The 17701-nt window shown below is 70.6% G+C and carries 14 protein-coding genes and 6 tRNA genes; 9 read left to right on the top strand and 11 right to left on the bottom strand.

Features of this window, described 5'->3' with window-relative positions:
* The first annotated feature begins 46 nt into the window (after positions 1–46).
* From ABT297_RS02655 to mgrA, 6 genes are all read left to right on the top strand, one after another.
* Positions 47–1048, top strand: a complete 1002-nt coding sequence (locus ABT297_RS02655) for an ABC transporter permease (protein WP_350543802.1) — start codon at positions 47–49, stop codon at positions 1046–1048.
* Positions 1049–1190: 142 nt separating this feature from the next.
* Positions 1191–2270: an ABC transporter ATP-binding protein gene (locus ABT297_RS02650; protein ID WP_350543800.1), complete on the top strand. Its 1080-nt coding sequence runs from the start codon at positions 1191–1193 to the stop codon at positions 2268–2270.
* Between the two features lie 107 nt (positions 2271–2377).
* On the top strand, positions 2378–3412 hold the full coding sequence (locus tag ABT297_RS02645) for an ABC transporter ATP-binding protein (protein WP_502885476.1): 1035 nt from the start codon (positions 2378–2380) through the stop codon (positions 3410–3412).
* Between the two features lie 79 nt (positions 3413–3491).
* Positions 3492–3740: a hypothetical protein gene (locus ABT297_RS02640; protein ID WP_350543796.1), complete on the top strand. Its 249-nt coding sequence runs from the start codon at positions 3492–3494 to the stop codon at positions 3738–3740.
* A gap of 108 nt (positions 3741–3848) precedes the next feature.
* Entirely contained in the window at positions 3849–5561 is a 1713-nt protein-coding gene (locus ABT297_RS02635) for a S8 family peptidase (RefSeq protein WP_350543794.1), read from the top strand.
* A 43-nt stretch (positions 5562–5604) separates the two neighbouring features.
* Positions 5605–6609: an L-glyceraldehyde 3-phosphate reductase gene (mgrA, locus tag ABT297_RS02630; RefSeq protein ID WP_350543792.1), complete on the top strand. Its 1005-nt coding sequence runs from the start codon at positions 5605–5607 to the stop codon at positions 6607–6609.
* Here the strand turns inward: mgrA and ABT297_RS02625 are convergent.
* Complete coding sequence (locus ABT297_RS02625) at positions 6586–7137, bottom strand: hypothetical protein (protein ID WP_350543790.1); 552 nt, start codon at positions 7135–7137, stop codon at positions 6586–6588. The two genes, mgrA and ABT297_RS02625, sit on opposite strands and share 24 nt — an antisense overlap.
* A 132-nt stretch (positions 7138–7269) precedes the next feature.
* Here ABT297_RS02625 and ABT297_RS02620 point away from each other — a divergent pair, with 132 nt between their 5' ends.
* Positions 7270–8547 (top strand): MFS transporter, encoded by a 1278-nt coding sequence (locus ABT297_RS02620; protein ID WP_350543788.1) that lies wholly within the window; start codon positions 7270–7272, stop codon positions 8545–8547.
* Positions 8548–8653: 106 nt separating this feature from the next.
* Here the strand turns inward: ABT297_RS02620 and ABT297_RS02615 are convergent, their stop codons facing one another.
* Complete coding sequence (locus ABT297_RS02615) at positions 8654–10363, bottom strand: DUF2334 domain-containing protein (protein ID WP_350543786.1); 1710 nt, start codon at positions 10361–10363, stop codon at positions 8654–8656.
* 252 nt (positions 10364–10615) lie between these two features.
* Between ABT297_RS02615 and ABT297_RS02610 the strand changes: the two genes are divergently transcribed.
* Positions 10616–13435: a hypothetical protein gene (locus ABT297_RS02610; RefSeq protein ID WP_350543784.1), complete on the top strand. Its 2820-nt coding sequence runs from the start codon at positions 10616–10618 to the stop codon at positions 13433–13435.
* A gap of 145 nt (positions 13436–13580) precedes the next feature.
* On the top strand, positions 13581–14483 hold the full coding sequence (locus tag ABT297_RS02605; RefSeq protein WP_350543782.1) for a glycosyltransferase family 2 protein: 903 nt from the start codon (positions 13581–13583) through the stop codon (positions 14481–14483).
* A 179-nt stretch (positions 14484–14662) separates the two neighbouring features.
* Here ABT297_RS02605 and ABT297_RS02600 read toward each other — a convergent pair.
* The 9 genes from ABT297_RS02600 to ABT297_RS02560 form a co-directional block, all read right to left on the bottom strand.
* Positions 14663–14748, bottom strand: a tRNA-Ser gene (locus ABT297_RS02600).
* A 9-nt stretch (positions 14749–14757) separates the two neighbouring features.
* A tRNA-Arg gene (locus tag ABT297_RS02595) sits at positions 14758–14830 on the bottom strand.
* A 1-nt stretch (position 14831) separates the two neighbouring features.
* Positions 14832–14917: transfer RNA gene (locus ABT297_RS02590), tRNA-Ser, on the bottom strand.
* Between the two features lie 45 nt (positions 14918–14962).
* A tRNA-Leu gene (locus tag ABT297_RS02585) sits at positions 14963–15035 on the bottom strand.
* 1 nt (position 15036) lies between these two features.
* Positions 15037–15109: transfer RNA gene (locus ABT297_RS02580), tRNA-Ala, on the bottom strand.
* Between the two features lie 52 nt (positions 15110–15161).
* Complete coding sequence (locus ABT297_RS02575) at positions 15162–15605, bottom strand: HNH endonuclease (protein WP_350543780.1); 444 nt, start codon at positions 15603–15605, stop codon at positions 15162–15164.
* Positions 15606–15797: 192 nt separating this feature from the next.
* Positions 15798–15870 (bottom strand) — tRNA-Trp (locus ABT297_RS02570).
* A gap of 270 nt (positions 15871–16140) precedes the next feature.
* A complete protein-coding gene (locus ABT297_RS02565; RefSeq protein ID WP_350543778.1) occupies positions 16141–16761 on the bottom strand; it encodes a hypothetical protein in 621 nt (206 codons plus the stop codon).
* An 82-nt stretch (positions 16762–16843) separates the two neighbouring features.
* Positions 16844–17254 carry a response regulator gene (locus ABT297_RS02560; RefSeq protein WP_350543776.1) on the bottom strand — a complete coding sequence of 137 codons (411 nt, stop codon included), beginning with the start codon at positions 17252–17254 and terminating at the stop codon, positions 16844–16846.
* Positions 17255–17701: the final 447 nt, after the last annotated feature.

Raw genomic sequence — 17701 nt, 5'->3', positions numbered from 1 at the left:
GGTGCGACGGCAACCCCGTCGAACCGGCCGGCGTCAGGCCGCACACGTGATCAACTACATCCTGCGCCGCCTGGTCACCGCGGCACTGCTCATCGTGGCCGTATCGATGGTCACCTTCGCGATCTTCTTCCTGATCCCGAAGGCGGCGAATGCCGATCCCGCTGAGATGTACGTCGGGAAGACGGCGACCGCGCGCGAGGTGGAGGCGACCCGGATCAAGCTGGGTCTGGACAAGCCCATCTACGTCCAGTACGGGCAATTCGTGAAGGGTCTCGTCGCCGGGCGGGACTACGACAGCGGCCCGAGCGTCACGCACTGCTCGGCGCCGTGCTTCGGCTATTCCTTCCGCACCGACCGCGAGGTTTGGCCGCTGCTGCTCGACCGGCTTCCGGTCACCATCTCCCTCGCCCTCGGCGCCGCCGTGCTCTGGCTGGCCGGCGGCGTGGCCGGCGGCGTCATATCCGCGCTGAGACGCGGGAAGCTCATCGACCGGGCCGTGATGATCATCGCGCTCGCCGGCGTGTCGCTACCGGTGTACTTCACCGGTCTCGTCTTCCAGTCGCTGTTCGTCCACCAGTGGAAGATCTTCAAGGGCGGCGAGTACGTCAACTTCGTCGACGACCCGCTGAGCTGGGCCAACAAGCTCTTCCTCGCCTGGGTGAGCCTCGCGCTGCTGTTCGCCGCGAGTTACGCGCGGCTGACGCGGGCCACGATGCTCGAGACCCTCGGCGAGGACTACATCCGCACCGCCCGCGCGAAGGGTCTGAAGGAGCGGGTCGTGATCGGCAGGCACGCCATGCGCGCGGTGCTGACCCCGATCGTCACGATCTTCGGCCTCGACCTCGGCACCGTGCTCGGCGGGGCGATCCTCACCGAGCGGGTGTTCAGCCTGCCCGGCATCGGCAAGCTCAGCGTCGACGCCGTGACCCAGAAGGACCTGCCGATCATCCTCGGCGCGACGCTGTTCGCCTCGTTCTTCATCGTCATGGCCAACTTGATCGTGGACCTGCTCTACGCCGTGATCGACCCGCGGGTCCGGCTCTCATGACCGGCCCGAAGCGAAGCGTAGGGGCCGGTCATCATCGGCTCAGGCCCTCAGTTATGCCGCAGCCGGAGCGAAGCGGAGGTTTCGGCATGACCATTCCTGCGCTCCGGTCTCCGCTGCACGGCACCCCTGGAAAGGAGTGAGCATGTCCAGCAGCCTGCTCACCGACGTCGACCCGAGCCCGGGCGGCTCCGGCTCGCAGCCCGCCGAGTCCTTCCTCGACGTGCGCGACCTGCGGATCCACTTCAACACCGACGACGGCGTGGTCAAGGCCGTCGACGGCCTGACGTTCCAGCTGGAGCGCGGCCAGACCCTCGGCATCGTGGGCGAGTCCGGCTCCGGCAAGAGCGTCACCAGCCTGGGCATCCTGGGCCTGCACCGGCGCGGCTCCGCCAAGATCTCCGGTGAGGTCTGGCTCGATGGCGAGGAGCTCATCGGCGCCTCGCCCGAGCGGGTCCGCCTGCTACGCGGCGCGAAGATGTCGATGATCTTCCAGGATCCGCTGACCGCGATGCACCCGTACTACACGATCGGCGCGCAGATCATCGAGGCGTACCGCGTGCACCACAAGGTCAGCAAGGCCGAGGCCCGCAAGCGGGCGATCGAGATGCTCGACCGGGTCGGCATCCCGCAGCCGCAGCGGCGCGTGGACGACTACCCGCACCAGTTCTCCGGCGGCATGCGCCAGCGCGCGATGATCGCCATGTCGCTGGTCAACAACCCGCAGCTGCTCATCGCCGACGAGCCCACCACGGCGCTCGACGTGACGGTCCAGGCGCAGATCCTGGACCTGATCCGCGACCTGCAGTCGGAGTTCAACTCCGCGGTCATCCTCATCACCCACGACCTCGGCGTCGTGGCCGAGGTCGCCGACGACATCCTGGTGATGTACGGCGGCAGGTGCGTCGAGCAGGCGACCGCGGAGACCATCTTCCGCCGCCCCGAGCACCCGTACGCCTGGGGCCTGCTCTCATCGATGCCCCGCGTCGACCGGGAGGTGCGCGAACGGCTGGTGCCGATCAAGGGCAACCCGCCGTCGCTCATCAACCTCCCGAGCGGCTGCTCCTTCCACCCGCGCTGCCCCTACACGCAGCGCAACGGCATCCCTTGCAAGACGGTCGAGCCGACCCTGGCGGAGGGCACGCCCGAACACGGCGTCGCCTGCCACATCCCGCCGGCGGACCGCACGGCCATCTTCAAGTCGGACATCGCCCCGAACCTCTGAGGAGCACGACAGTGTCGACGAGCACCCAACCCCAGCCTGCGGCGGCGTCGCAGCACAGCGGCGAGAACCTCCTCGAGGTGCGGGGCCTGGAGAAGCACTTCCCGATCATGCGGGGCGCCTTCATCAAGCGGAGGGTCGGCTCCGTGCGCGCGGTCGACGGCATCGACCTGGCCGTCAAGGCCGGCGAGACGCTCGGCCTGGTCGGCGAGTCGGGCTGCGGCAAGTCCACGACCGGCCGCCTGATGACCCGCCTGCTGGAGCCGACCGCGGGCCAGGTGCTGCTGGAGGGCCGGGACATCTCGCACCTGGGCGTGGCCCGGATGCGCCCGCTGCGCCGCGAGGTCCAGATGATCTTCCAGGATCCGTACTCGTCGCTGAACCCGCGCCACACGGTCGGCACGATCGTCGGCGCGCCGCTGCAGGTGCAGAGCATCAAGACGGCGCAGGGGCAGAAGCGGGAGGTGCAGCGGCTGCTGGAGCTGGTCGGGCTCAACCCCGAGCACTACAACCGCTACCCGCACGAGTTCTCCGGCGGCCAGCGCCAGCGCATCGGCATCGCCCGGGCGCTCGCCCTGCAGCCGAAGCTGATCATCGCCGACGAGCCGGTGTCCGCGCTGGACGTGTCGATCCAGGCGCAGGTCGTCAACCTGCTCGACGACCTGCAGCGCGAGTTCAACCTGACGTACGTGTTCATCGCGCACGACCTGTCGGTCGTCCGGCACATCTCGGACCGAGTCGCGGTCATGTACCTCGGCAAGGTCGTCGAGGTCGGCGGGCGCGACGGGCTCTACGCCAAGCCGCTGCACCCGTACACCTTCGCGCTGCTCTCCGCGGTGCCGGTGCCCGACCCGGGCCGCCGGGACAGGGCGCAGCGGGAGCGGATCCTGCTCACCGGCGACGTGCCGAGCCCGATCGACCCGCCGTCCGGCTGCCGCTTCCGCACCCGGTGCTGGAAGGCGCAGGACCTGTGCGCCCAGGAGGAGCCGCCGCTGCGCGAGCTCGTGCCCGGGCAGACGGTCGCCTGCCACTTCCCCATCACCGACGAAGAGCGCTCGGCGCGCGGCGCGGCCGCGGCCCGGGCCGCGGCCGCGGAGATCCCGGTGGACACCGCCGAGGACCCGTTCGCCGAGCCGATCGCCTGAGTTTTTCCGACACTTGGCAGAGCCGCCTACTGGCGGCTCTGCGACTTTTTTCCCTGTCCCCCCGCAATATCGTGTCGGGATGATGCACCCCGACGAAAGCTCGCGCCTGCTGCGCCTTGAGCGCCAGGTCGCCTACCTCTACCGCCATTTCGGCCTCGACCCCCAGCTCGCCGACGCGTTTCCGGGCGCCGGCAACATGCCGCCGGAGTTCACGGAGGCGTTGCGGCAGCAGAACCTCATCGCCGCCATCAAGATCTACCGGCAGGTGACCGGCGCCGGCCTGGCCGAGTCGAAGGTCGCCGTGGAGCGGATCGCCCAATCCGTCTGAACGGCGACGCATTCACCGCCCTCGAATCGAAGATCTTGAACGGAAAGGGTTTCGCCGCCGCAAGAGCTCTTGTTCTCATATCCCCATCCCGTCGAACAGGGAGGTTACGTGGGATTCAACAAGAGGCTCACCGGTGCCGCGGTCATCACCGCGACGCTGACGGTGACGGCGGCCGGCCTCGTGTCGGCCCCGGCCGGTGCCGAGTCCACGGCGACGACGCAATACACGGTCGTCGCCGCGGACAACGTCTCCGCCGCCGACGCGGCCGCCGCCATCAAGCGCGCCGGCGGCCGGGTGATCGGCAGCAACGACACGGTGGGCATGTTCACCGTTGCCGCGCCGCAGAACGGCTTCGTCGCGAAGGCCGCGGCGGCGCCGCAGCTCGTCGGCGCGACGCACCAGGTCGCCATCGGCAAGGCCCCGAAGAAGGACCGGCCAGGCGACGTCGAACGCGAGGCCCAGCGGGCGGCCGGCGCCGCCGAGAAGGCCGCCAAGAAGAGCGGGACCAAGCCGGCGACCGCCGGGATGGACCCGCTCGACGACAAGCTGTGGGGCCTCACGACGGTCAAGTCCGACAAGGCGCGCAAGGTCAACGCCGGTGACAAGCGGGTGACCGTCGGCATCCTCGACACCGGCGTCGACGCGTCGAACCCCGACATCGCGCCGAACTTCAACTGGGCGCTGTCGAAGAACTTCGCGCCGGACCTGCCCGACATCGACGGCCCGTGCGAGGTCGCGAGCTGCCTCGACCCGGTCGGCACCGACGACGGCGGCCACGGCACGCACGTCGCCGGCACGATCGGCGCGGCGGCCAACGGCATCGGCGTCTCCGGTGTCGCGCCGAACGTCTCGCTGGTGGAGCTCAAGGGCGGCCAGGACTCCGGCTACTTCTTCCTGGAGCCGGTCGTCAACGCGCTCGTGCACGCCGGGAACAACGGCATCGACGTGGTCAACATGTCCTTCTACGTCGACCCGTGGCTGTTCAACTGCACCGCCAACCCGGCCGACTCCCCGGCCGCGCAGGCGGAGCAGCGCACGATCATCAAGGCGATGTTCCGGGCGCTCACCTACGCGCATTTCAGGGGCGTGACCCTGGTCAGCGCGCTGGGCAACAACCACGAGGACAAGGGCAAGCCGCGCACGGACATCTCCAGCCCGGACTACCCCAGCGGCGCGGCGTACGAACGCCCGGTGGACAACAACTCGTGCTGGGACCTGCCGACGGAGGGCCCCTTCGTCATCGGCGTGTCCTCGCTCGGCCCGTCGCTGAACAAGGCCGACTACTCCGACTACGGCCTGGAGCGCATCGGCGTCTCGGCGCCGGGCGGCTGGTTCCGCGACGGCCTGGGCACCGACACCTACCGGACCTTCGGCAACGAGATCCTGTCCACGTACCCGAAGAAGGTGCTGCAGGAGGAGGGCTCGGTCGACGCGGACGGCAACGTCCTGCCCGAGTTCGCCGACTCGGTGTTCAAGCAGTGCACCGCGTCCGGGCAGTGCGGGTACTACACCTACCTGCAGGGCACCTCCATGGCCTCGCCGCACGCGGCCGGCGTGGCCGCGCTGATCGTCAGCGCGCACGGCAGCAAGCGCGGCAACGACTTCGGCCTGGAGCCGTGGAAGGTCGAGTACCTGCTCTACACCACGGCGGCCCAGCACGCCTGCCCGAACCCACCGCTGGTGTCGTACGTCGATGTCGGACGTCCGGCCGAGTTCGACGCGCTCTGCGAGGGCACGAAGGCGTTCAACGGCTTCTACGGCTTCGGCATCGTCGACGCCTACGCCGCCGTCACCGCGCACGCCTGGTGGGAGCACCGCTAATTCGGGCCGGTCCGGGGCCGTCCCAGACGTCTGACCTAAGATCATGGTCGTGGCGTACGAGGCGGCCCCGGGCCGATACCAGAACATGCTCTACCGGCGCAGCGGGCGAAGCGGGCTCAAGCTGCCGGCCATCTCGCTCGGGCTCTGGCACAACTTCGGGCCCGACCGAGCGTTCGAGACGCAGCGCCAGATCGTGCGGCACGCCTTCGACGCCGGCGTGACCCACTTCGACCTGGCCAACAACTACGGGCCGCCGCCGGGCTCGGCGGAGGAGACCTTCGGGCGGATCCTCGCCGAGGACCTGCGCCCGTACCGCGACGAGCTCATCATCTCCACGAAGGCCGGCTACGACATGTGGCCGGGGCCGTACGGTGAGTGGGGCTCGCGCAAGTACGTGCTGGCCTCGCTCGACCAGTCGCTGGCGCGCATGGGGCTCGAGTACGTCGACATCTTCTACTCGCACCGGCCCGACCCGGACACGCCGCTCGAGGAGACGATGGGCGCCCTGGACTCGGCGGTGCGGGCCGGCAAGGCGCTCTACGTCGGCATCTCCAACTACAGCCCGCAGCAGTCCCGGGAGGCGGCCCGCATCCTGCGCGACCTCGGCACGCCGCTGCTGATCCACCAGCCGTCGTACTCGATGCTCAACCGCTGGATCGAGCCGGAGTTGCTCGACGTCCTGGCAGACGAGGGAGCCGGCTGCATCCCGTTCTCGCCGCTGGCGCAGGGGCTGCTGACCAACCGGTACCTCGACGGCATCCCGGACGACTCGCGGCTACGCACCAGCCGGTCCCTCAAGGAGAGCGAACTGACCGACTCGCGGCTGCGGCTGATCCGGGCGCTGGACGAGGTGGCCCGCGAGCGCGGCCAGAGCCTGGCCCAGCTCGCGCTCGCCTGGGCGCTGCGCGACGCGCGGGTCACCTCGCTGATCGTCGGGGCGTCGAGCGTGCGGCAGCTGTCCGACAACCTCGGCGCGCTGCGCAACGCGGACCTCTCCCCCGAGGAGCTGACCCGCATCGACGAGCTACTTGCCCAGGAAGCCGCTTAGCGCGCTGATCACCGGCTGAAGGGCGGGCGGGATCGCACCGTCCTTCGCCGTGATCTGCCGGCCGGCGTACGTGATCATGTAGGTGTAGCCGTCGGCCACCGCGCCGTTGTCGTTCACGGTCGGCATCTTGTTGAAGTCGGTCGAGGCGAGCGCCGCCTTGAGCGCGCTGAGCTCGCCGGCGGCGAGCTTGCCGGTGCGGGTGCCCTGGCGGGTCTGGATGGTGTACGAGCCGTCGGGGCGCACGACCAGCGAGTCGCTGACGCCGGCCAGGCCGCCGGTGCGGCTGAACGCGATCAGGGCGTCGACAGCGGTCGTGTTGCCGCCGGTGCTCGCCGAGGAGCTCGGGCCGGTCTGCGGGCTCGAACCGGGGCCGGCCCCGGTGCCGGCGCCGCCGCTCGCGCCGCTGGTGGCGGGCGGAGCACCGCTGGACGCGCCGCCGGTGGCCATCGCGCCCGCGTCGCCGGTGTTGTCCGAGCAGGCGGCGAGCGCGAGTGTGAGCAGGGCGGCGGCGAGGATCCGAGACTTCATCGTGTTCAGCTCCATCCATAGGTATTGGTGATTGGACTACGGTCCGGCGCCTCCGGTTCCCCAGTGACGTGAGGCACAGTCACACGGAATATTCCAGCGCTTTTGTCGTACCCCCGCGACATGATGACCCCCATGCGTCTCGACCCCTACCGCCGCGTCCTCGCCCTACCGGGCGTGCGGCCCCTCATGGTTCTGGCCCTGCTGGCCCGCATCCCGATCACCGCGGTCGGGGTGACCATGACCCTCCACGTCGCCCAGAACCTCAACCGGGGTTGGGGCGCCGCGGGGCTCGTCGGCGCGGCACTGACCGTCGGCGCGGCGCTGGGCGCTCCGCTCAACGGCCGCTTCGTGGATCGCCGCGGCCTGCGACCGATGCTGCTGGTCACCACGATCGCCGAGGCCGCCTTCTGGTCCGCCGCGCCGTTCCTGTCCTATTCGGCGCTGCTGGCCGGCGCGTTCGTCGCCGGGGTGTTCTCGCTGCCGGTGTTCTCCGTGATCCGCCAGTCGCTCGCCGCACTGGTCCCGGCCGAGCAGCGCCGCCAGGCGTATGCGCTGGACTCCATGTCCGTGGAGCTGTCCTTCATGGCCGGCCCGCCGCTGGCCGTGCTGCTCACCAGCACCCTATCCGGCCGCTCCGCGATGTGGTCGCTCGGCGCGGCGATGGTCCTCGCCGGCGCCGCCCTCTACCTCGTCAACCCACCCGTCCGCGAGGCCTCGGCCGAGCCGGCCGGCCCCGGCGCGGCCACCGTGCGCCGCCGCGACTGGCTGACCCCGCGCTTCCTGGCTGTGTGCGCCGCCGCGTCCGCCACGACGGTCGTGCTGGCCGGCACCGACCTGGGCATCGTCGCGATGCTGCGCGACGCGGGCCAGGTCGGCCTGATCGGCGCCCTGCTGGCCGCGTGGGGCGTCTACTCCCTGGTGGGCGGCTTCGTCTACGGCGCGCTGCCCCGCGCCGTCCCGCTCGTGGTCCTGCTGGGTGGCCTGAGCCTGTTCACCGTGCCGGCGGGCGTGTTCGGCGACGCCTGGCCCCTGCTGTTCCTCACCCTGCTGCCGGCCGGCGTCCTGTGCGCCCCCACGCTCACCGCGACCGCCGACCTGGTCAGCCGCCTGGTCCCGGCCGCGGCCCGGGGCGAGGCCATGGGCTGGCACGGCTCGTCCCTGACCGTGGGCCTGGCGATCGGCTCCCCGCTGGCCGGCTGGGCGATCGACCACGGCTCCCCGTCGTGGGGCTTCGCCGCCGTCGGCGCGTTCGGCGCCGTGATCGCCGCATCACTGCTGACGTTCCGCCACCTGGACCGGCCCTCGACCCCCGCCGCCGAAGACGCCACCGCCCCGTCGAACACCGCGACGGCCACCGCCGTCGCCGCACCGCCGGCCGTCACCCCGGGCACCGCCGCCACCGCCGCATAGGACACCGCACGCCTACCGCCGACTGCCGGCGACCCCCGATCAGGGGACTCGTCAGTTAATACTGAAAGACTGGACGAGTTCCAGTCTTTGGGGTCGCCTCATCCGCTCACAGCAACGACGGGGCCGCGACGAACGTATAACCCAATGACTGTATGCCTTCGATCAACTGCGGTAAGTAGTCCAGGCCCAGGAACGGGTGGTAGAAGAAGCTCGCCACGTTGTCCCGGACCACCAGCTGCCGCTTCGCGGAGGCGAGCAGATCCGGGACCAGCCGGACGCCGTGCTGGTTAAATCTTTGTATTGCAACGTTGCCAAGTGTTTCGGGGATGACCGGCGCTCCGTATGCGTCTTTTACGAGGTATGGGAAGAACTGGCTCACGGAGCGTGTTCCGGTCCCACCCAGGATGCCGTTGAAGTACAGGGCATGCTCGTAGCGGGCGCGGATGCCGGGCGCCGAGGTGATCGCGCGATAGTCCGTCGCGCTGGCCGTGTAGTGCGGAAACTCCCAGATGTCCGGGACCGCGAGGCCGGCCTTCACCCACTCCTGCCGGGCGGACTCCAGGCGGCCGAGCGCCCATTCGGCCGAGTCGCCGGGGACGGGGCCGTCGAGCACCACCGCACCGGCGGCGTCCACGTGGGCACGGTAGAACTCATAATCCTCGGCACTGACGCCGTACGGATTGGGCGCGCCCGTGAATCCGTGCGTAAAGCCGTGCATGATCAGCGTTCCGCCGTGCGCCGTCATGTACCGCAGAGCCTCGACGACCTGCGGCGATCCGCTCAGCGTGCGGTGGACGGACACACCACCGGAATAGACGCCAGCGGCGTCGTCGTAAACGGGGAATACCGCCACGGCGAACGGAACATTACGGGACCGCAGATAATCGGCGATCTGGCGCAGCTGGGCGGGATCGGAGTGCGGGCCGACGTCCTCGATGCGCACGAGCGCCCGGTGTCGCACCTGCGTATCCGGGGCGAGCAGGTCGTAGAGCAGGTCGGCGAAGGCCAGGTACCGATCGTCGAATCCGGCATACGGGAACGGCACCTCGGCCACGTAGGTGAGCGCGCCGACCCGCGTCGCCCACGGCACCGGCGTGCCGTCCGCGCGCACCGCCTCGGCCAGGGTCGTCGAACGCACGCCCGGGGAGGGCACGGCGTGGACCAGGCCGCCCGCCGCCGGGTTTCTCGTGAGAGCGACGCCGCGATACCTGACCTCCGCGGCGACCGCATCGTCGATCATCGCTGTCTGAAAGCCGATTCCGGGGTACTTCGAGATCAGCTGCCACACGTTGCCCCCCAGCCACAGCACGGGCGCGCCGGCGGCGACGTCGGCCAGGAACTCCGGCGGCAAAGGCTCGTCATACGTCGATCCGATATAGATCGTCAGCAGGTGTTTCTGTGCCGATCCGGACGTGTACTTCGTCACTGGCACGGCCTCCCATCGACCGAAGTGCGACGCCAGATTCCCTGCCTGCACCGCGTACAACTCGCCCAGCGACCCGTATTGCCCGGAGGTGTCATACAGGACGAGGACCCCACTCGCCGGGTATGCAGGAGAACGACCCGGCGACGGCCCGGACCGTGATGTACCGATTGGAGAGGTTTTGCAGGCGCTCAGCGAGAACGCGGCGGCGACGACCAGCACGATCCCCATGACCATGACGGCGAGGCGCCGTTCGGGCCCGAAGGTGACAGCCAGTATTCGTCGGACTGCAGTTCGATGCATGCGCAACTCTCCGGAAAACTCGTCATCAATCCTAGCTAATCGGGCGCAATCGGCTCCCCGGTCGGTCATATCTGACGGGTCCGCCGACAAACGGGATGGTTGCGTCCGTCACTCAGCGCGGTACGATCCGGCAGAGCCGCCCTGCGGTGATCGATGTGGAACCCCCTCCACATCGCACCGCTTGTGGCACACCCGACGGAGGGCGATCTTGACTCGTTGCTGCCCGCTTGCAGCTCGCACGCCGATCACGCTGGGCCGTTCGCGGCCGCCAGCCGGGACGGCGGCCGCGCGGCCGGCAGCCGCCCTCGTCGGGGCAGGGCTCCATAGTGCTGAGAGGTCCGCATGAGCACGGCGATGCAGGTGCGGCTGCGGCACTGGCCCGGGATGAAGGTGTCCTGGCTCGGTGCCGGTGCGGTCGTCCACTCCGGCGAGGAACCGAGCCCGGGCTCGGCGGCGCTGGTCGTCTCGCCCCACGGTTCCACCGAGTGCGCGGTGGTGATCAGTTCTCACACGGTCAAGCTGCAGCCGGCGATGATCGAGGAACTGGCCGAGGTGCTCGCCAACGGCCTGCCCCGCGGGTTCACCGCGATGCGGTTCGTCGCCTGGGACGGCGCCTGCGCCACCAACGAGCGCCCCGCCGCGGCCCACATGATCGCCATGCGCCTCGGCATCGACGTGATCGCCGCGGCCGGGCCGCTGCTGGGCGTGCCCGGCGGCTCGCTGTTCGCCCCCGTCGGGCGCGGCGAGCACCGGCCCGGCGGCTTCTGGCGGTTCCGCACCGGCGTGCAGCCGGTCCGCGTCGGCTGGCGCTTCCCCGCCCCGGCCTGGGAGTCCGACCTCTGCACCGAGATGCCGGAGCTGCCCGGCGACCTCGTGCTCGACCAGATCCCGGCCGGCCTGTGGCTGCACCGCCGCCGGGTCGGCAGCGTGACCGACCTGGCCTACTCGGTGCCGACCGACCACGCCAACCCGGCGCTCATCCTGGGGCACCCGAGCGACCAGCCGCTGCACCGCGACGAGCTCGCGCACGCGGTCTCCGCCGTCCCGACGCTCGCCGCCGATCGTTGCGTCTTCACGCCGTACGGGCAGAATCCCATCGCCGACGGCCCGGTCGGCCCCGTCGTGGCCGACGTCCTCGGCCGCGCGGTCCACGTGCGCACCGGCCTGCCGCTGTGCGCGCCCGCCGGCCAGCGTGCCGTGGTCACCATCGACGCGAAGGGCCTGCCCCGCTGGCGTACGTTCGCCCGCGAGCTGTGGCACGCGCCCCGCACCGGCGCGCCGCGCCCGGTCGACTGGGTCAACCCGTGCCCTGACGTGCTCGACACCCCGGCCGGCCAGGCGACGTTCTCGCTCGGCTCGGGCTGGGTCCTGGAGGTCGTGCAGGCGGGCCTGTGGATCCGCCCGGAGCACCTCAACGACCCGACGGACTGGATACGCGGGCTGCCGGTCGACGTCAACCGCTGCGCCGTCATCGTCGGCGCGCCCAACGCGGCCGAGGTGCCGCCGCCGGCGCACACGATCGCCGAGGTGCTCGAGAGACTGCCGATCGACGCCCGCAAGCGCGCATACCTGACCGTGCCGCGCGGCGCCACACCCAACGCCTTCATGCTCGCCACGGAGCTGCGCGACTCGCTGCCCGAGCCCGGCGAGGTGGAGCTGGTGGCCCCGTCGGCCTCCGCGGCGACGACCACGACCGGCTCGTTCCCGGCGGTGCAGGACGGGCCGCGGCACGCGAGCCACTCGGCCGGCGACCGCCGCGGCGACGCGAACGGGCCCTACCTCGTCGACGGCCGCCCCGCCAACGGTCACCCCTCCGGCGCGCACCCGACGGTGTCGCGCCCGGCCGCGTACGAGTCGGACTATGACGAGCGCGGGTACGAGGCACGCCCCGACTACGGCGCCGCGGCGCACGGCGGCCACGCCGAGCCGCGCAGGTCCTCGTTCGACACGCCGCGGACCAACGGCTTCGACGACCGCGCCCCCCGCACCGGCGCCTACCCGGCCGTCGATCCGACGAACGGCTTCGACGACCGCGCACCGCGCACCGGCGCCCTCCCGGCGGCCGACCCGACGACGAACGCGTTCGACACGCCACGGACCAACGGCTTCGACGACCGCGCCCCCCGCACCGGCGCCTACCCGGCCGTCGATCCGACGACGAACGCGTTCGACACGCCACGGACCAACGGCTTCGACGACCGCGCCCCCCGCACCGGCGGCTTCCCGGTGGCCGACCCGGCGAACGGCTTCGACGAGCGCGGCCAGCACACCGGCGCCTTCCCGGCCCAGCCGGATCCGGCGACGGGGTCTTTCGCACCACCGGCCCCGAGCGGCACGCAGCGACCCCCGCGCCCGGGCGGCTACCCGGCCGAGCCACCGATGCAGCAGCCGCGGCAGCGCCCGGCCGACACCACGGGCGCGTTCCCGGCGGGCGGGTTCCGCAACCCGGACCCGACCGCCCCGATGGTCCCCGTCGTGCCCGGCCCGCCCCCGAACGGCGTCAACGGCAACGTTCACGGCGCTGCCGGGCACGCCGCGGCGTACAACGGCTTCAACGGCCCGGGTAGCCCGGACCACAGCGGCAACGGCCACAACGGCGCCCCCGGCGTCAACGGCCACCCCGGCGTCGCGCCCAACGGCCACAGCGGTCCGGGCCCCAACGGCCACGGCCCGAACGGGCGCAACGGCAACGGCTACGGCGGGATGCACCCGGACCTGCACGTCGCCCCGCCGCGCGCGTTCCACCGGGAGGACCGGCCGCTGCCCCCGGCCGGGCCGAACGCGCCACACGGGTACAGCTTCGACGCGCCCGACTACGACGAGCACCACTTCGACCCGGCCACGCAGCCGAGCCGGCACCACGAGGAGCCCACGGGCCGCATGCCGGCGCAGCGGCCGCCGATGGATGAGCAGACCGATCCGGGCGAGGAGACCTCCTCGATCAACACGGGCCGGGAGATCCGCTCGCACAACAAGAAGGGCAAGACCAGCCGGGCCGACGACAAGACGAGCACGCAGGAGCTCGACCGGCTGCTCGGGTTCTTCGACGAGATCCGCCGGGCGAAGGCGTGGGACGAAGACCCGAGTTCCCCGGAGGCGCAGGCCGCCAAGCGCGCCGCGGCGGGCCAGCCCCCGGCCGGTCCGCGGCGAGCCCGGCACTGATTGGACGCACCGAACCGGCCCATCCGTTGACACGGGTGGGCCGGTTCTTTTCGGTGCTCCTTCTCCGTCCCCCTGTCGGGCGGATCAGAGGGCGGCGTCGCGGCAGGCAGCTCCGGGGGTGCGCGCGGGCCGTTACGATCGCACGGTGCTCGACATCATGCTGCCGCACTACGGCGAGCTGACCCTGCTCAAGATCGCCGTAGAGAGCATCGTGGCGCAGAGCGACGAGCGGTGGCGGTTGACGGTGATGGACGACAATCCGGCCGAGCGGGACACCGGCATCCCCGAGTACTTCGCGGCGCTCGGGCACCCGCGCGTGCGGTACGCGCGCAATCCCCGCAATCTCGGGGTCACCGGCAACTTCCAGCAGGGGGTCGACCTAGCCACGGCGCCGTTCATGGTCATCATGGGCTGCGACGACGTGATGCTCCCCCGGTACGTCGAGCGCGTCCACGCCCTCATCGACGCGCACCCCGAGGCGGTGCTGGTGCAGCCCGGGGTCGAGGTCATCGGGGCCGACGGGGCCGTGGTGCGGACGCTGGCGGACACGACGAAGCGGAGGGTGTACGCGCCGCGCTTCGCCGGGACGCTCACCATGGCGGGCGAGGAGCTCGCGGTGAGCCTCCTGCGGGGCAACTGGCTGTACTTCCCCTCGCTGGTGTGGCGCGCCGAGGAGATCAAGGCGGTGGGCTTCGACCCGGACCTGAAGGTGATCCAGGATCTCAACCTCATCCTGCAGCTGGTGACCCGGGGCGGCACGCTGGTCGCCGACGACGACGTGGTGTTCCAGTACCGCCGGCACGGCGAGAGCCTGTCGGCGTCCTCGGCGGTGGCGGGCGACCGGTTCAGCGAGGCTCGCGAGTTCTTCCTCGGCGTCGCGGCGCGCATGGACACCCGTGGCTGGCCGCGGGCGGGGCGCGCCGCGCGCTGGCACCTGTCGTCGCGCATCCACGCGCTCACGATGTTGCCGGCGGCCGCGCGGCAGCGCAGCGCCGGGGGCGTGGGGGTGCTGACCCGGTACGCCTTCGGTAGCCCCCGCCCGCGGTAGGCGCGTCCGGATCCGCGCCCGTCGTTCGTCGTAGCCGCGACGATGAACGATCGGCGAGGGGAGGCGCGATGATGCTGCCGATGTGGCAGGAGATGCCGCCGAGCGGCTCGGAGCGGCTGGCCGCGGAGGCGAGCCTGGGCCGCCTGGCGCAACGGTGCCGGCGGGTGTGGGGCAGAGTGCGGGAAGGGTGGGAGTCGAACCCACACGGGCGTGAACCCAACGCCGTTTTCGAGACGGGTGCCGGCACCGATCGGCTGGCCTTCCCAATTGATCGTGCCCCTGGAAGGATTCGAACCTCCGACCTCCTGGTTCGTAGCCAGGCGCTCTCTCCACTGAGCTACAAGGGCGCGGAAAGTGAGGGGATCGAACCCCCGCGGGGTCGTCCCCCGTCGACGGCTTAGCAAGCCGCAGCCTTACCTCTCGGCCAACTTTCCATGATCCTGACTTCTGACAACCGGCCGGTGGGCCGGCGCCGTGCGTACCCGGGAGAGGATTCGAACCTCCAACCTCCTGACCCTGAATCAAGCGCCTCTTCCGTTGGGCTACCCGGGCGTGGACCCGGCCGGACTTGAACCGGCCACCTCCGCTTTGCAAGAGCGGCGCTCTACCAGATGAGCTACGGGCCCGTGGGGCCCCGGCGGCGGGCGGTAGCGAGGAGCCGGCCGCCGGGGCCCTATCTCAGCGCTGGACGAGCGCGCCCCAGGTCGGAATCGACGGCCGGACGCGCAGCACCATGCCCGCCTCGGCGGGGGTGCGGTCACCCTTGCGCTGGTTGCAGCCGGTGCAGGCCGCAACGGTGTTCTTCCACGTGTTCCGGCCGCCGCGCGAGCGGGGCAGGATGTGATCGATGGTCGTGGCCTCGGCCCCGCAGTAGCCGCAGCCGCGGCCGTCGCGGGCGTGGACGCCGGCGCGCGACCAGGCCGGCCCGCCGGTGAAGCGCCAGCGGGTGACGACGTAGGACACGAGCCGCACGACCCGCGGGAGCGGGTAGACCCCGATCGACCGGTCCGGCTCCGCCTCATGAATGACGGCCACCTCGCGCAGGATCATGCGGATGGCGTGGCGGAGAGTGACCCGGTGCAGGGGTCCGAGGTCGGCGTTGAGTACGAGAACCGCGGTCACCGGGCCTCCTCCCTTCATCTGCACATACGGTGAAACCGACATACGGAACCAAACGATCTTGCGTGCCGCGAGCGGGAGTCGAACCCGCACTGACCCCTTTTTGAGGGAGGCGCCTCTGCCTTTGGGCTACCACGGCGTGGTACTGATATGCATTTTTCAACGAACAGGTCCAATGCACTGGGCATGGGAATGCACGGGCGGTAGGAATCGAACCCACAACCGCCGGATTTGGAGGCCGGTGCTCTTCCGATTGAGCTACACCCGTATGTGATTCGAGGACACGAAAAAGCCGCCCAGACGAGGCCCGGGCGGCTGGCGTGGCTGGGAATCCCCTAGCCTCGCCACCTACCCGAGGACTCCGACAAGCCGCCGAGCAGCCAGGACCAGGCGCCGGCGGGCAGCACGGCGCGACGGCGCGCGCTTGGCGTGCCCAGCGCGTCCCGTCGTGACTCGCGGTGCCCGTTCATCGTCCGATCCCTTCGTTGCCGCCTTGACGTATTCAAAGATAGGCGCGCCGCGCAGGGGGCGCAAGAGATTAAATAGCGGCCGTGTAATGCGCGAGGTAGACGTTCATCTCGTCGGTCGGCTCGTCGCCCTCGTTGACGCTGAACCACAGCGAATTCTCCAGCCAGAAGCGGTGGATGAACTGCTCGAATCCGTCGGCGGCACGGACCATGTTGGCGATCAGCGTGTCGCGGTCGACCTCCTCCAGGCCGATGATCTCCAGCAGCCAGGGCGAGGCGATCACGAACGGCTGACCGCCGGGGCGCAGGTAGAGGTACCAGATGACGGCATCCTGCTGATCGCGCAGGAACCGCACGAGCTGGGCGCCGGGCTCCACCGGGCTAGGGACCGGGCGCGGGGCCAGGTCGAAGTCGCAGCCGGTGCACGACGGGATGGCGTCCATCAGCACCTGGCTGCTCAGGAACCGCTTGAACGGGGCCGGCAGTGCGACGTGCTCGGCGAGGGCGCCGACCTCCATCACCCGCAGCGGGTCGTGCGGTGCGTCGGGGACCAGCCAGGAGAAGGAGCCGTCGAAGCGTGACTCGTCCACTACCGGCAGGCTCTCGGTGGGGTAGAGCTCGTAGGTACCCATGCTCGCCCGGGCGGCGCCCAGGTCCGTACCCCACCAACCGTTCGGAAAGTCGATCGTCATGGGTCGCACGGTAGTTCGACGTCTGGGGTTCTTCCGTCGCCTATCGGACCAAGAACATTGCGTTTCGGGTCAGGTTCGCTGATCAGGCACGCACAGCGGGCTGCGCGCCGGCGAGCGGTACCAGTCCCAGATACGTCAGCTTGTCGACGATTGCTTCCCCTGTGAACGGTTTGATCACATACTCGTGCGCCCCGGCGGCGAGGGCTCGCACGATCTGTCCGTGTTCGCTCTCGGTGGTGACCATCATGAGCGTCATCTGCCGCAGATGCTTCTGCTTGCGTACCGCCATGACGAACTCCAGGCCGTTCATCTCCGGCATGTTCCAGTCGATGAGCGCGAGCGCGGGCTTGAGGTCGTCGTCCCAGATCTGGTCGAGGGCGTCCTTGCCGTTCGTGGCCTCGCGGACCTCGAAGCCGAGCGGCAGCAGGATCCGTTTCAGGATGCCCCTCATCGCGCGCGAGTCGTCGATGACCATGGCGAGCGTGTTGTCCATGCGGCCCCTCCTCGGGACCCTGATCGGCCGCCGCCCCGCCGACCTGAGCAAAGGGGTCCAACGGCCGCCCTCGGCCCGCTCCGGCCGTCTCGGCGGGCCGGGACGCCGCCGCGGACACCTCCGGGCAGGTCACGCGGCGCCGCACGGCCACGGACGCGTCACGCCAACGAGCCGGTGCGCCGGAACTGGCCCGTCAGCATCGGTGGTACCGACCACGGCTGCGAAACCTGCGACTTCGGCAACTGCGGCGACCCAGCCAGCAGGCACCGCGGCGCCTGCGGTTACGGGGCCTGGAGTAGCGGCCCGAGGTCGGCGGGCCTGCGGTTGCAGGGGCCTGCCGCTGTGGGACCCGAGGTTACGGACCCGCCAGTGTGAAACCCGTCGACGTGGGAACTATCGGTGTGGAATCCGACGACATGGAAGCTGTCGGCTGGAGGCATACCGTTG

It is taken from the genome of Dactylosporangium sp. NPDC000555 (assembly GCF_040300025.1).
In the GTDB taxonomy this organism is placed as follows: domain Bacteria; phylum Actinomycetota; class Actinomycetes; order Mycobacteriales; family Micromonosporaceae; genus Dactylosporangium.
Note: the sequence above shows the minus strand (reverse complement) of the source record. Positions and strands in the feature narration are given on the sequence as shown.